Genomic DNA, 14,013 nt, shown 5'->3' on the forward strand with positions numbered 1-14,013 from the left:
TTACGGGAGGTTGCGGGCCATGACGATGCGCTGGACCTGGTTGGTGCCTTCGTAGATCTGGGTGATCTTGGCGTCGCGCATCATGCGCTCGACGGGGTAGTCGCGGGTGTAGCCGTAGCCGCCGAGGAGCTGGACGGCGTCGGTGGTGACCTCCATGGCGACGTCGGATGCGAAGCACTTGGCGGCGGCGCCGAAGAAGGTCAGGTCGCCGTCCACGCGCTCGGACTTGGCGGCGGCGGCGTAGGTGAGCTGGCGGGCGGCCTCCAGCTTCATGGCCATGTCGGCGAGCATGAACTGCACGCCCTGGAAGTCGGCGATCGGCTTGCCGAACTGCTTGCGCTCGGTGACGTAGCCCTTGGCGTAGTCCAGGGCGCCCTGGGCGATGCCGAGGGCCTGGGCGGCGATGGTGATGCGGGTGTGGTCGAGGGTCTTCATCGCGGTGGCGAAGCCGGTGCCCTCGGCGCCGATCATGCGGTCGGCGGGGATGCGCACGTTGTCGAGGTAGACCTCGCGGGTCGGGGAGCCCTTGATGCCGAGCTTCTTCTCCGGCGCGCCGAAGGAGACGCCCTCGTCGCCCTTCTCCACGACGAAGGCGCTGATGCCCTTCGACCGCTTCTCCGGGTCGGTGACGGCCATCACCGTGTAGTACTCGGAGACGCCGGCGTTGGTGATCCACCGCTTCACGCCGTTGAGGACCCAGAAGTCGCCGTCGCGGACCGCGCGGGTCTTCATCCCGGCCGCGTCGGAGCCCGCGTCGGGCTCGGACAGGCAGTAGGAGAACATCGCGTCGCCCTTGGCCAGCGGGCCGAGGTACTTCTTCTTCAGCTCCTCCGAACCCGACAGGATCACCGGCAGCGAACCGAGCTTGTTGACGGCCGGGATCAGCGAGGACGAGCCGCAGGCGCGCGCGACCTCCTCGATCACGATCACCGTCGCCAGCGCGTCCGCGCCGGCGCCGCCGTAGCTCTCGGGCACGTGCACCGCGTGCAGGTCGTTGGCGACCAGCGCGTCCAGCGCCTCCTGCGGGAACCGGCCCTCCTCGTCGACCGCCGCCGCGAACGGAGCGATCTTCGCCTCCGCCAGCGCACGGACCGACTCCCGGAGCATCTCGTGCTCCTCCGGCAGGCGATACAGATCGAAGTCCTTGGCCATGGTCTGGGGCTCCCCTAACGACGCTCGCGAGCATATTGGCACTGAGTACCCTCAGCAAAACACACTCAGTGCCATGATGCCAGTGGCCAGGGTGCCGACATGGACACGCAGGGGGGACGAGGGGCAGCTCCGGATCCACGAGGTCGAGGAGAACGGGCCGGGCCGGCCGCTGTGCGTCGTGCGCCGCGTCGGGGGAGTGGTCCGCCGGGGCGACCGGCTCGACGGCGGCCATCCGACCGTCGACCGCATCGAGGCGTACCCGCGCGCCGACCCCTACCCCTACCCCTACCCCGACTCCGTCGACGGCGTGGCGTCCGCCCGGGTCCTGCTGTCCGGCCCCGGTGTCTCCGGGCTGCGCCGCGCGACGCTCGTCGTCGGGACCGCGGGACCGCGAGTACGGCTGCGCCGGTCCGCCCGAGATCCGGCGGGCCGGGGGCTGGGATCATCCGGGCGGCCCGGTGCCGTCAGCTTCGCGGTGACCTACCGCCGAAGCCCCGCACCCGGCTGCGGGCAGCTCGACGTCGTGCGCGACGGGCTGTACGCATGCGCGGTGTGCGGGGCGACGCTGCCGGCGGGCGGGAACGCGGCAGTGGAGAACGCGGCGGAGTGAGGAGGGCCTCCGCCGGGCCGTGTCTACTCGGCCCGTGGGCGGGTCGTGAGGACGACGGCGGCGGCCAGGAGGACGACGTTCTTCACCACGAACTCGCCCACCAGGGTCAGCAGCACCGGGTTGCCGTGGTCGAAGGCGAGGTGCGGGGTGAGGACCAGGACGGCGAAGGTGCCGAGGAGGTGGCCGCCGAGCACCGGGAGGAGGAGCGCCGGGGCGCGGCCGGTGAGGAGCCAGGCGCCGAGGACGATCTCGGCCCAGCCGAGGGCCGGGACGAACCAGGCGCCCGTCTCGAACGGGATCACGGCGACGACCAGTTCGGCGGCCGGGCTCAGGTCCATCACCTTCAGGACGCCGAACCAGACGAAGACGCCGCCGAGCCCGGCCCGCAGCAGCACCAGGCCGTAGTGGTGCAGCCGGGGCGCCAGCCGGTCGTAGCGTCCCGCCGGCCGCGGCGCGGTGGGACGTGAGGTCGTACGCGTCGGTCTGAGCTGCGAGGAAACGGTCATGCGCGGCCACTCCAAACGGATCGGTGCGGGATCGGTGAGGTCCTGGCGGACGTCTCGGTGGTCGTAGGGATGCGATCACCGGTCCGGCGGCCGGCGGCCCGCGGTGTCCGCCCCTGAACCGGGGGCGACCGGGGTGGCCGGGATGACCGGGCGGACCCGGGGAACGGGTCGGCGGTGCGCGAGGGTGTCCTGCGGTACGGGCGGTGCCGTCCCACAGGGCTCGCCGGCCGCGGCCCCGCCCGGCGATGCGGGCGACGGGGTAAGGGCCGCGGGTGTCACGGACGCCGGCGGATGTCGGGCCCCCGGGCGGTACGGCGGTACGGGCGGCGCGGGCGGCACGAAGGCCCCTGGTGGACCGGCGCGCGCGACCCGGCCCCCGAGGAAGCCGCCCCGGGAACCGGGACCGGGTGCCGTGTCGGCGTGGCACGGCGTACCCGTCGGCCGGGGAGCCGACAGTGCCTGGCGTCGTCTCACGCTAGCCACTCGCCGGGCCCCGGACATATGCCCATCGCTTCCTTGCATGCCTCCGATGGAAGAAGCCGATAGGCCGTTGCCCCGGGCGATCGGATCTCGCCAGCCTGAGCACAGTTCGATCTCGTGTTTGATCCGCTCCCGCCACGCACCGCACGCGAAGGAAACCAGGGATGTCTCAGCGACCTGCCTCCACCGCCCGCACCACCTCGGCGCCGTTCAGCCGGCGCCGGGTCCTCACCGCCTCCGCCGCCGCGGCCGGCGCCTTCGCGCTCGCCGCCGGTGGCGGCACGGCGTACGCCGCCGCGCCCGCCACCCGCTTCGAGGCGGAGACCCGGACCGGCCGCCGGGCTCCCGGCGCCGTCCGCAACCCGAGCGTGGTGGTGCGCTGGAACCAGGCCACCATGGACGCGATCCTCGGCCGCTACCAGGCCGTCGGCAACCGCTTCGGCCCCGCGACCGTCAACGCCCGCATCCTCGCGATCGTGCACAACGCCATCTACGACGCCTGGGCCTGCTACGACAGAGTCGCCGAGGGCACCCGCTTCGGCGGCGGGCTGCGCCGGCCCCGCTCCGAGCGCACCCTCGACAACAAGAACGAGGCCGTCAGCTACGCCGCGCACCTCGCGCTCCTGGACTTCTTCCCGGAGTACAAGACCGCCATCGACTCGATGCTGAGCAGCCTCGGCTACGACCCGCAGCTGACCTCGCCGCGCCGCTACAGCCCCGCCTGGATAGGCCGCCGCACCGCCCAGGCCGTCCTCGACTACCGGCACGGCGACGGCGCCAACCAGCTCGCCACCCCGCCGTACGCCGACACCACCGGCTACCAGCCGAAGAACCCGCCGCAGACCGCCGGTTCCTTCGACCCCTCGATCGTGGTCGCGCCCGAGCACTGGAGCCCGCTGATCGTCGGCGGCAAGCTGCAGAAGTACCTGACGCCGCAGTTCGCCGTGATGAAGCCCTTCGCGCTCAGCCGCCCCGACCAGTTCACGGTCCCGGCGCCGCCCGCGTACCCCTCCGTGCGCATGACCGCCGCGATCGAGGAACTCCTCGACATCAGCGCGAACCTGACGGACGAGCAGAAGTGCATCGCCGAGTTCTGGCTCAACGACGACGTCACGCCGCCCGGCGCCCAGCAGATGTGGGGCCGCTTCGTCTCGGCCCGCGACGGCTACGGCATCGACGAGGACGCCAAGCTGTTCTTCGGCCTCAACATGGCCGAGTGCGACGCCGCCATCGGCTCCTGGGCCGTCAAGCTCGACTACGACTTCGCCCGCCCGTCCACCCTCATCCCGTACGACCGCCGCGGCCGGAGCATCCGCTCCTGGGGCGGCCCCGGCCTCGGCACCGTCACCATGGACGGCGTCGACTGGCAGGCGTACGTGGCGGTGCCGCCGTTCCCCGCCACCGTCTCCGGCCACAGCACCTTCTCCGGTGCCGCCGCCGAGTTCCTGCGCCGCTTCACCGGCACCGACGCCTTCGGCGACTCCTTCCGCTTCAAGGCCGGCACCTCCACCGTCGAGCCCGGCCTCACGCCGCACACCGACGTCGTCCTGACCTGGCCCACCTTCAGCGAGGCCGCGCGTCAGGCCGGCATCTCCCGCGTGTACGGCGGCATGCACTGGAGCTTCGACAACGAGCCCGGCATCGAGATGGGCCACCGGATCGGCAAGGTCGTCCACCGCCGCGCCATGCAGTACTTCCACGGCTGTTGAGGAGCGAGCACGTGACCAACCAGACCCCGACCCAGACGCCGGGAACGGGCGCCGCGCCGGGCTCGCCTCCGGCCGGGGCGGCCCCGGCCGCCGCGGCCAAGGGCGGCAGCGGAGCACCGCCGTTCCCCGGCGCGAAGCCCGCCCTGCTCGGCACCCTCGCCACGGTCGTCTCCCTCGTCGTCCTCGTGGCGCTCGGCGAGGCCACCGGCCATCTGCTGATGATCGCCCCGCTCGCCGCGACCGCGATGATCGTCTGCTCCACCCCGGCGCTGCCGCCCGCGCAGCCCCGCAACGTGGTCCTCGGCCAGATCGGCTCCGGCGCCCTCGGCCTGGTGGCCGTGGCCCTCCTCGGCCACTCCCTGTGGGTCGCCGCCGTCGCCGCCGGCCTCAGCGTCGGACTCATGCTGCTGCTGCGTGCCGTGCACGCACCGGCGGCGGCGACCGCCGTCCTCGCCGTCCTCCAGGACCCGAAGCCCGTCTCGTTCCTGGTCCTGCTCGCCGTGGGCAGCGTGCTGCTCGTCCTGCTCGGCCTGATCGCCTCCAAGGCCGGTGTGATCGCCAAATACCCGACGTACTGGTGGTGAACGCGATGACCGCGAAGAACCGCGACGGCCTGCTCGTCAGTGCCGAACGGATACAGGAACACCTGCGCACGCCCGTCGACGGGCTCGTCCTCGTCGAGATCACCGACGGCGGCAACGACGGCGGCGGCCGCGCCGGGCGCATCCCCGGCGCCGTGCGCCTCGACTGGACCGGAGACCTCCAGGACCCGGTACGGCGCGACCTCATCGGCCCGGAGGCGTTCGCGGCGCTCCTCGGCCGGCACGGCATCGGCGAGGACGACACCGTCGTCTTCTACAGCGGCAACAACAACTGGTGGGCGGCGGCCGGTTACTGGCAGTTCCGCCTGTACGGGCACCGCGAACTGCGCCTCCTCGACGGCGGGCGCGCCCGCTGGGAGGGCATCGGCGCCCCGCTCACCACCGAGGCCCCGGCCCGGCCCGAGGTCCGCTACCCCGTGCCGGCCGGCACGGACGAGACGATCCGGGCCCGGCGCGAGGACATGCTCGACCACATCGGGCGCCGGACCCTCCTGGACGTCCGCTCGCTCGAGGAGTACCTCGGCCACTCCAACACCCCGCCCGGTGTGCCCGACGACATCGGCGTGCGCTGCGGACACGCGCTGTCCGCCGAGCACATCCCGTGGCACACCGCCGTCGACGCGGACGGCACCTTCCGCGACGAGGACGAGCTGCGGGCCGCGTACGGCGAGCTGCGCACCGACGTCCCGACGGTCGTCTACTGCCGGGTCGGCTGGCGCTCCGCCCACAGCTGGTTCGTCCTGCACGAGCTGCTCGGCATGACGGACGTCCGCAACTACGACGGCGCCTGGCGGGAGTTCGGCTCCCTCATCGGCGCGCCGATCGTCAAGGGCCCGAAGCAGTGGGGACCCGATCCCATCCCGTCCGTCGTGCCCCAGCGCACCGCAGCATCGGAGGTCACCGCCCGTGCCTGATGTCACCGTCTACCGCGACGTGCTGCGCGACGGCTTCGCCCAGACCGACCTGCCCTGGGTCCCGTGGACCGAACCCGGCCGCGAGGGCGTCGAGTACGTGGTCCTGTGGGGACCCGGCCACGCCGGCGAGGAGGACTCCGCGAGCCTGCTCCTCCGCTTCCCGCCGGGCGCGCACGGCGACTTCCACGAGCACCTCGGGCACGAGCTGATGCTGGTCCTCGACGGCACGCTCGACCACAGCGACGGGCGCCGCTTCGAGCGCGGCGACCTGGTCGTCGAGGAGCCGGGCACCCGGCACCAGATGTCCAGCGCGACCGGCTGCACCGTTCTCGCCGTCCGCGCCCGCCCGGCCTCGCCGCGCACCCCGGTGCCCGGCGAGATCACGACGGGCGTGGGCGCGGGCGCCTGAGACGGACGACCGGCCGGGGCCCGGTGATCCGGGCCCCGGCCCGATCCGACGGGCACCACGGACCCACCCGTCCGCACCGCGGCAACCACCCGCACGGACACGCCTGCACCACCTGCACGGATCCATCCGCGCCACGGCACCGTCCCAGCCGCACCACGGCACCACCCCGCCCGTACGGACCCACCCGCATCACGGCACCACCCGCACCACCCGCACCACCCGCACCACCCGAACACACACTGCGGCCCCGGACGGACAGCGGTGCGGGGCTCCCCGTACCCCGCACCGCTGTCGGCGTCCACGCCGTCGTCCGTCCGCCCGTCCGCGCGCCCCGCGCCGTAGACGCACGCCTTCCGCCGTCCACGGGCCCGGACCGACCCACGCCCGCCGGCGCCCCGTGCGCCCGCGCGGCTCCGCCGCATCCCGTACGACCGGCCACGCCCACGACGGGCGGACGTCCCGACGGCCGGTCCGTGTCACCACTCCACCGGTCCGGCGACCCCACGACCCGGACGTGCCCCACCGCACCCGCACACCCCGGCCGCACACCCGTTCACCCATCCGCACCGTCACTGGAGACACGCCATGCAAAGTCTGCACAGTCCCGAGCCGTCCCGCCGGGTGCTGCTCACCACCGGGTCGTCGGACGCGCACACCTGGAACCTGGTGCACCTTCAGCTGTTCCTGGAGGAGCACGGCCACTCGGTGCTCAACCTGGGGCCCTGCGTGCCCGAGCGACTGCTCGTGGACACCGCGCGGATGACCAGCCCCGACCTGGTCGTCCTGTCCTCCGTCAACGGACACGGCCACCAGGACGGCCTGCGCGCCGCGCGGGCCCTGCGGGACGACGAGGAGACGCGCCGGATCCCGATGGTCATCGGCGGGCTGCTCGGGATCTCGCCGGACGGCGCCGAGGAGCGCACCGCCGAGCTGCTCGCCGCCGGGTACGACGCGGTCTACCCGGACGGCACCGAGCCGACCGCGTTGCTGCGGCACCTCGGCGAGCTCGGCGAGCACGAGCCGAGAGGCGCGTGTACCGGGCGGGCCGCGGCGTGACCCGTTCCGGACAGCCACCGCACCCGCACTCCGATCTCGGCGCCTTCGTCCAGGAGGCCGCCGCGGCCGGCGAGCTCGTCGTGCAGCCGCGGATGGGGATGGTCTCCCCGGACGAGATGGCCGCCGGCGTCGCCGCCGTCGCCGCGCTCCCCGAGCGGACCGTCGCGACCCTCACCATCGACAGCTACACCCGCGTCGGCGACCACGCCGCCGCCACCGCGGCGCTGCGCACCGGGCGGCCCCTCAACGGCTTCCCGATCGTCAGCCACGGACCCAGGACCGCCGCCCGCACCGCCGCGGCCGCCGGGCGCCGTACGCCGGTTCAGGTCCGGCACGGCTCCGCCGACCCGATGGCCATCTTCCGCACCATGGCCGCCGCCGGGCTCTCCGCCAGCGAGGGCGGCCCCGTCTCGTACTGCCTGCCCTACGGGCGTACCCCGCTCGCCGAGTCCGTCGCCGCCTGGCGGGACTCGGTGCAGTTCCTCACCGAGGAGAGCCGCGCCGCGGGCCGCCGCGCCCACCTGGAGTCCTTCGGCGGCTGCCTGCTGGGCCAGCTGTGCCCGCCGTCGATGCTCGTCGCCGTGTCCGTCCTGGAGTGCCTGTTCTTCGCACGGAACGGCGCCACCAGCGTCTCCCTGTCGTACGCGCAGCAGACCCACGCCGCCCAGGACGCGGGCGCGCTCGCCGCCCTGCGGATGCTCGCCGACGAGCTGCTGCCGCCGACCGTGGACCGGCACATCGTGCTCTACACGTACATGGGCGTCTATCCGCGCACCGTGCCCGGCGCCCGCCTGCTGCTGCGCCGCAGCGCCGAACTCGCCGTACGCGGCGGGGCACAGCGCCTCATCGTCAAGACCGAGACGGAGGCGCACCGCATCCCGACGGTCGCCGAGAACCTGACCGCGCTCTCCGTCGCCGCCGACGCGGCCCGCGCCGCCCGGGCCAGGCCGCGGGCCGCGGGCGCGCACTCCGGCAACGACACCGAGGAGATCCTGGCCGAGGCCAGGGCCCTGGTCGGCGCGGTCCTGGAGCTCTCGGACGACCTGGGCGTCGCCCTCCTGAAGGCCTTCGACCGCGGCCTGCTGGACGTGCCGTTCTGCCTCCACCCGGACAACCGGGGCGAGGCCCGCTCGGCGGTCGCACCGGACGGCCGGCTCCAGTGGACCGACCTCGGTGCGCTGCCGCTGCTCACCACCAGCCGGAGGACCTCACCCATGACCTCGCGCCAGCTCGCCGGCATGCTCGGCCGGGTCTCCCGCGAGCACGACCTGGCGGCGGAGACCGCTCCGCCGCCGGAGCCCGCCCCGCCGGCCACCCCGCGCTGCCTCGCCGACCCGGTCGCCGAGCCGCTGCGGATCGCGATCGTCGGCATGGGCCCGCGCGGCCTCTCCGTCCTGGAGCGGCTCGCGGCCCGCTGCGCCGAACGGCCGCCCGCGCGCCGCATCGAGGTGTTCGCGATCGATCCGCACGAGGCGGGGGCCGGGCGGATCTGGCGAACGGACCAGTCGCCGTGGTTCCTGATGAACACGCCGGCGCAGGAGGTCACCATGTTCTCCGGGCCGGCGGACGAGGGCCCGCACCGGCCGGGCGCCGGGCCGTCGCTCGGCGAGTGGTGGGTGGAGCACGACCCGGCGGGCGCGGAACCGCAGGGCTACGCGCCGCGCGCCGTCTACGGCCGCTACCTCACCTACGTCATGCGGCGCATCGAGGAGACGCTGCCGCCGTGCCTGACCGTGCACGCCGTTCCCGCGAAGGTGATCTGCGCGGACCGCGGCGCGCCCGGCTCCGACGAGGCGTACCGGCTGCGCCTGGACCGCGGCGACGTGCTCACCGCGGACCGGCTGGTCCTCGCCACCGGCCACCCGGTCAACGAGCTCGACCGCGAACAGCGGGAATGGCGGCACTTCGCCCGCGAGCACACGACTCCGGCCCGGCCGCTCCGCTACATCGCGGGCGGCTCGGCCAACGAGATGCCGCTCGCGGACATCCCGGCCGGCGCGAGCGTCGGCGTGATCGGCATGGGCCTCACCTTCTACGACGTGCTGGCCGAGCTGACCCTCGGCCGCGGCGGCACCTTCACGGAGGGCGGCGACGGGCTGCTCTACCTGCCGAGCGGGAAGGAGCCGAGGATCCTCACCGGCTCGCGCGCCGGCGTGCCGCTGCTCACCCGGGGCGTCAACCAGAAGCGGCCCGAACACCGCTACCGTCCGGTCCTGTTCACGCCCGAGCGGATGACCCGGCTGCGCGCCGAGCACGCCCCGCTCGACTTCGAGCGGTCCGTGCTGCCCTGGCTGCTCGCCGAGGTGAACCTGGTGCTGCTCGCCACCCGGATCCGTCTGGCCCACGGCCCGGACGCGGCACGGGAGTTCACCGAGCGCGCCGAGGAGGCGCTGGTCCCGGCCCACGAGCCGGTACCGGTCGCCGCCGACGCCGACGCCTCCGCCGCGGAGGCGCTCCGGGCCGGCGACGTGCTCCGGGGGCTCGCGGCCGGATACCGGATCGACCCGCAGCCGCTGACCGGACTCGACGCCCTGGCCCGGCCGTTCCACGGGCGACGGTTCGGCTCGCCCGCCGAGTTCCACAAGGTGCTGACCGAGTGGCTGCGCGCCGACCTCTGCGACGCCCGCCTCGGCAACGCGGACGGGCCGATGAAGGCGGCGGCGGACGTGCTGCGGGACGTCCGGCAGACGATCCGCGACATCGTCGACTTCGGTGGGCTCACGCCCGCGTCGCACCGCTGGTTCCTCGCCGAGTTCGGCCCGGTGGCGGCCATGGTGTCGACGGGTCCTCCGCAGCTGCGCTCCGAGCAGTTCCTCGCCCTGCTCGCCGCCGGCGTCCTCGAACCGGTCGGCCCCGGCGCCCGGTTCGGCACCGACCCGGTCGCGGGCCGGTTCACGGTGGAGTCGGCGCAGGTGGAGAACTCCTGGGCGGCGCTCGACGTCCTGGTCGACGCCCGGCTGCCGACGACGGACCTCGCGGCGGACCGCGATCCGCTGATCCGCGGTCTGCTGTCGGACGGGGTGGTGCGGCCGTTCGTCAACAAGGCCGGGGGCCCGGGCGCCACCGACCCGAAGGCCGGTGCTTCCGGCGGGCGGGCCGGATACGCCGACCGCGCGGGGGAGTTCAGGACCGGAGGGGTCGACTGCACGGACGCGCCCTTCCATCCGGTCGGCGCGGACGGGACGCCGGACCGCGCGATCCATGTGATCGGCATCCCGAGCGAGCACACCCGCTGGTTCACCCAGGTGGGCAGCGGCCGGCCCGGCCGCTGGGGCTCGTTCACGCGGGACGCCGACGCCATCGCCGGGGCCCTGGCGGGGGCGGCCGGATGACGGCGCCCGCCAGGCAGCGGCAGGACGGCCGCGCGGAGTACCGCAGGACCGCCGCGCACGAGGAGTACCGGGCCGCCCGGGACCTGCTGCTGCGGCTGCGCGGCGACCGGGAGGCGGCCGCGGCCGCGTTCCGGTGGCCGCGGGCCCGGTACTTCAACTGGGCGCTCGAATGGTTCGACGTGGTCGCCGAGGGCAATCCGCGGACCGCCCTGGAGATCCTGGGCCGGCCCGCCGCGGACGGTACGGTTCCCGTCGTCGACCGCGTCGGCTTCGCCGAACTCTCCGCCCGCTCGGACGAGTTGGCGGTGGAGCTGGCGGCGGCGGGCGTGGCGCGCGGCGACCGCGTCCTCATTCTGCTCGGCACCCGCGCGGAGCTGTGGGAGACCCTGCTGGGCTGCATCAAGCTCGGCGCGGTCGTGGTGCCCGGTTACCAGGACCTCACGCGGGACGAGGCCGCCGACCGGATCACCCGCGGAGGCATCCGGCACGTCGTCTGCGCGCCCGAACTCATCCACCTGGTGGGCGGGTTGGCGGTGCCGGGCATCCGGATGGCGCCCGGAGCCGTTCACCTGCCCGGCTGGCTCCCGTACCCCGACACCCGCGACCCGGAGCGGCGCCGCCGCTTCGTGCCGGACGGGCCGACGGCCGCCGCCGACCCGTCGTTCTGCTACTTCACCTCGGGCACCACCTCGCTGCCGAAGCTGGTGGAGCACTCCCACGCCGGATACGCCGTCGGGCACCTCTCCAGCCTCTACTGGAGCGGGCTGCGGCCGGGCGACCGGCACCTCAACATGTCCGCGCCCGGCTGGGCCAAGCACTCCTGGTCGAGCTTCTTCGTGCCGTGGACGGCCGGCGCCACGGTCGTCGCCCCGCCCGACGGCGGGCTGCCGGCGGCCGTGCTGCCCGGAGTGCTCGCCGCCCAGCGGATCAGCAGCCTGTGCGCGCCGCCGAGCGCGTGGCGGGCGATGCTGCCGTACGTGACGGAGGGCCGGGGCGCGCCCCGGCTGCGCGAGGCGACGGCGGCGGGGGAGCCGCTGACCGCCGAGGTGACGGACCGCATCGAGGCGGCCTGGGGCGTACGGGTCAGGGACGGGTACGGGCAGACGGAGGCGACGGCCCTGATCGGCCGGACCCCGGACACGCCGGCGCCGCTGTCGCCGCTCGGCCATCCGCTGCCGGGCTACCGGATCGTGCTGCGCGACCCGGAGACCGGAGGGCTGGGTGAGTCCGGCGAGGTGTGCGTGGATCTGACGGACCGTCCGCCGGGGCTGATGCGCGGCTACGCCGACCGGCCCGACCGGACGGCGGAGGCCTTCGCGGACGGTCTGTACCGGACGGGCGACCGGGGCGAGCGCTGCCGGGACGGCTCGATCCGGCTGCTCGGCCGGATGGACGAGGTCTTCAAGTCGTACGGTCACCGCGTCTCGCCGATGGAGATCGAGGCGGTCCTGCGCACCCACCCCGCGGTCGCCGACGCGGCCGTGATCCCGTGCCCCGACGACAGCGGCGGCCTCGCCCCGTACGCCGTCGTGGAGACCCACGGCGAGGTCGAACCGGCCCGACTGGAGAAGGAGTTGATCGCGCTCGCGGCGCGCAGCCTGGCCCCGGTCTTCGTCCCGAAGGGCGTGGACGTGGTCACCGCGCTGCCCCGCACGCGCTCGGGCAAGGTCCGCCGCGGCGAACTGCGGCCGCGCGCGCCCCACGGGTCGCGTACGTCCTGAGGCCCGCCGGGTCGAGGCCCCGCGCCCCGGAATCCCCGCGTCGTGAGTCCCGTACGTCCCGAAGGCCCGTCCGGCGCCGAGCCGCCGGACGGGCCTTCGGGCGTGTCCGGCGGCGTCCGCGTTTCTCAGACGGTGTCCGCGTGTGCCGGGACCGGCACGCGTTCGGCGGTGCGCAGGAGCACCGTCGCGACCGCGCGGGCGCGGACGGCCGCCTCGGTCGTGCCCTCGCGGAGGGCGGTGACGATGGCGCCGTCGCCGAGCAGGGCGAGCTGGCGGGCCAGGTTCTCGTGGTCGCGGTAGCCGCCGTCGGTGAGCAGCCGGTCGAGCCGGGCGATCACCTTCTCCTTGTGCTCGGCGGCCACGTGGTGGGCCGGGCTCTCCGGATCGGCCGTCTCGACCATGGTGTTGATGAAGGCGCAGCCGCGGAACTCCGCCGCGGCGAAGCGCTCGGCGAGTCCGTCGAAGAGGGCGAGGGGCAGTTCCGCGGGTCCGCGGTCGCTCGCCTCGATGCGGCCGTCGAGCCAGGCCCGCCACATGCCGTCGCGGCGCCGCAGCACCTCGACGACGACGTCGTCCTTGCTGGGGAAGTGCCGGTAGAAGGAGGCGCGGCCCACTCCGGACTCGGACAGGATCCGCTCGATGCCGACCGCCCGGATGCCCTCTTCGTAGAAAAGACGCTCCGCGGCGCTGAGGAGCCGTTCTTTCGCGTTCGTGGCCATACCAAACGGTACCACTCAGTTCCGAAAGTCGGATCGGAGTGCTCCCCTCCCGTTGCGCCTGACGGAACCGATCGGTACCGTCAGGATGGTACCGATCAGTTCCATCTTGGTCCGGCTCAAGGAGAGCTCCATGCCCCGCCTTCCCCAACTGACCGTCGAGACCGCCAACGAGGAGCAGCGAGAGCTGCTCGAAGGCACCCTCAAGCAGCTCGGCAAGCTGCCCAACCTGTACGCCGCCCTCGCCAACGGCCCCGCCGCGCTGCGCGGTTACCTCGCCCTGCGCGAGGCCCTCGTCGGCGGCAGCTTCAGCGCCCGGCAGCGCGAGCAGCTCGCGCTCTACATCGCCCAGCGCAACGACTGCACCTACTGCGTCTCCGCGCACACCCTGCGCGGCGGCAAGGTCGGCCTGAGCGAGCAGGAGCTCCTCGCCACCCGCCACGGTCAGGACGCCGGCGACCCGCACATGGACCAGGTGCTGCGGATCACCGGCGCCATCATGGAGAGCGGCGGCCGGGTCGACGACGCGGCCCTCGCCGAGGCCCGCGCGGCCGGCGTCACCGACGCCGAACTCGCCGAGATCGTCGGCCACGTGGCGCTCAACGTGCTGTCGAACTTCTTCAATCACGTTGCGCAGCCGGAACTGGACTTTCCGTTGGTCCCGGCGCAGCTCGCCGAGTAAAGTCCTTCGCGGCCGACAGGGGTGCCGGACGCGAAGGAGCGACCGGCACCCCTGTGGTGTCACGACTGGGGCGATCGAACGGGTGGGCGTGACCGGCCACCCGAGTGCCAGCTGCCGCCGGGGG

General features: G+C 74.1%; 12 protein-coding genes. 9 read left to right on the forward strand and 3 right to left on the reverse strand.

Annotation, left to right across the window (positions count from 1 at the left end):
- On the reverse strand, positions 1 to 1,152 hold the full coding sequence (locus ESG85_RS28835) for an acyl-CoA dehydrogenase family protein (RefSeq protein ID WP_128984114.1): 1,152 nt from the start codon (positions 1,150 to 1,152) through the stop codon (positions 1 to 3).
- 73 nt (positions 1,153 to 1,225) lie between these two features.
- Between ESG85_RS28835 and ESG85_RS28840 the strand changes: the two genes are divergently transcribed.
- Positions 1,226 to 1,762, forward strand: coding sequence for a hypothetical protein (locus tag ESG85_RS28840; RefSeq protein WP_128984115.1), 537 nt, complete (start codon positions 1,226 to 1,228; stop codon positions 1,760 to 1,762).
- Positions 1,763 to 1,785: 23 nt separating this feature from the next.
- Here ESG85_RS28840 and ESG85_RS28845 read toward each other — a convergent pair whose 3' ends face one another.
- Positions 1,786 to 2,268: a DoxX family protein gene (locus tag ESG85_RS28845; RefSeq protein WP_128984116.1), complete on the reverse strand. Its 483-nt coding sequence runs from the start codon at positions 2,266 to 2,268 to the stop codon at positions 1,786 to 1,788.
- 644 nt (positions 2,269 to 2,912) lie between these two features.
- On the opposite strand from ESG85_RS28845, the gene ESG85_RS28850 reads away from it, so the two are divergent.
- From ESG85_RS28850 to ESG85_RS28880, 7 genes are all read left to right on the forward strand, one after another.
- Positions 2,913 to 4,457 (forward strand): vanadium-dependent haloperoxidase, encoded by a 1,545-nt coding sequence (locus ESG85_RS28850; protein WP_128984117.1) that lies wholly within the window; start codon positions 2,913 to 2,915, stop codon positions 4,455 to 4,457.
- Between the two features lie 11 nt (positions 4,458 to 4,468).
- Positions 4,469 to 5,041 (forward strand): HPP family protein, encoded by a 573-nt coding sequence (locus tag ESG85_RS28855; protein WP_128984118.1) that lies wholly within the window; start codon positions 4,469 to 4,471, stop codon positions 5,039 to 5,041.
- Between the two features lie 5 nt (positions 5,042 to 5,046).
- Entirely contained in the window at positions 5,047 to 5,973 is a 927-nt protein-coding gene (locus ESG85_RS28860; protein WP_128984119.1) for a sulfurtransferase, read from the forward strand.
- A complete protein-coding gene (locus tag ESG85_RS28865) occupies positions 5,966 to 6,382 on the forward strand; it encodes a cupin domain-containing protein (protein ID WP_181019145.1) in 417 nt (138 codons plus the stop codon). The genes ESG85_RS28860 and ESG85_RS28865 overlap by 8 nt, the downstream gene beginning before the upstream one ends.
- Before the next feature lie 585 nt (positions 6,383 to 6,967).
- Complete coding sequence (locus ESG85_RS28870) at positions 6,968 to 7,438, forward strand: cobalamin B12-binding domain-containing protein (RefSeq protein WP_128984120.1); 471 nt, start codon at positions 6,968 to 6,970, stop codon at positions 7,436 to 7,438.
- Positions 7,435 to 10,770 (forward strand): FAD/NAD(P)-binding protein, encoded by a 3,336-nt coding sequence (locus ESG85_RS28875; RefSeq protein ID WP_246095352.1) that lies wholly within the window; start codon positions 7,435 to 7,437, stop codon positions 10,768 to 10,770. The genes ESG85_RS28870 and ESG85_RS28875 overlap by 4 nt, the downstream gene beginning before the upstream one ends.
- Positions 10,767 to 12,491 (forward strand): acetate--CoA ligase, encoded by a 1,725-nt coding sequence (locus ESG85_RS28880; protein WP_128984121.1) that lies wholly within the window; start codon positions 10,767 to 10,769, stop codon positions 12,489 to 12,491. Before ESG85_RS28875 ends, ESG85_RS28880 begins: the two co-directional genes overlap by 4 nt.
- A 125-nt stretch (positions 12,492 to 12,616) precedes the next feature.
- Here the strand turns inward: ESG85_RS28880 and ESG85_RS28885 are convergent, their stop codons facing one another.
- Entirely contained in the window at positions 12,617 to 13,210 is a 594-nt protein-coding gene (locus ESG85_RS28885; RefSeq protein WP_128984122.1) for a TetR/AcrR family transcriptional regulator, read from the reverse strand.
- 130 nt (positions 13,211 to 13,340) lie between these two features.
- On the opposite strand from ESG85_RS28885, the gene ESG85_RS28890 reads away from it, so the two are divergent.
- Positions 13,341 to 13,889, forward strand: coding sequence for a carboxymuconolactone decarboxylase family protein (locus tag ESG85_RS28890; RefSeq protein ID WP_246095353.1), 549 nt, complete (start codon positions 13,341 to 13,343; stop codon positions 13,887 to 13,889).
- Positions 13,890 to 14,013 lie beyond the last annotated feature (124 nt).

Source organism: Streptomyces roseicoloratus (assembly GCF_004117935.1).
In the GTDB taxonomy this organism is placed as follows: Bacteria; Actinomycetota; Actinomycetes; order Streptomycetales; family Streptomycetaceae; genus Streptomyces; species Streptomyces roseicoloratus.

Bases quoted from the DNA above. Each gene is read 5' to 3' on its own strand.
- ESG85_RS28835 (WP_128984114.1), bottom strand. From the start codon at position 1,152: ATGGCCAAGGACTTCGATCTGTATCGCCTGCCGGAGGAGCACGAGATG.
- ESG85_RS28840 (WP_128984115.1), top strand. From the start codon at position 1,226: ATGATGCCAGTGGCCAGGGTGCCGACATGGACACGCAGGGGGGACGAG.
- ESG85_RS28845 (WP_128984116.1), bottom strand. From the start codon at position 2,268: ATGACCGTTTCCTCGCAGCTCAGACCGACGCGTACGACCTCACGTCCC.
- ESG85_RS28850 (WP_128984117.1), top strand. From the start codon at position 2,913: ATGTCTCAGCGACCTGCCTCCACCGCCCGCACCACCTCGGCGCCGTTC.
- ESG85_RS28860 (WP_128984119.1), top strand. From the start codon at position 5,047: ATGACCGCGAAGAACCGCGACGGCCTGCTCGTCAGTGCCGAACGGATA.
- ESG85_RS28870 (WP_128984120.1), top strand. From the start codon at position 6,968: ATGCAAAGTCTGCACAGTCCCGAGCCGTCCCGCCGGGTGCTGCTCACC.
- ESG85_RS28880 (WP_128984121.1), top strand. From the start codon at position 10,767: ATGACGGCGCCCGCCAGGCAGCGGCAGGACGGCCGCGCGGAGTACCGC.
- ESG85_RS28885 (WP_128984122.1), bottom strand. From the start codon at position 13,210: ATGGCCACGAACGCGAAAGAACGGCTCCTCAGCGCCGCGGAGCGTCTT.
- ESG85_RS28890 (WP_246095353.1), top strand. From the start codon at position 13,341: ATGCCCCGCCTTCCCCAACTGACCGTCGAGACCGCCAACGAGGAGCAG.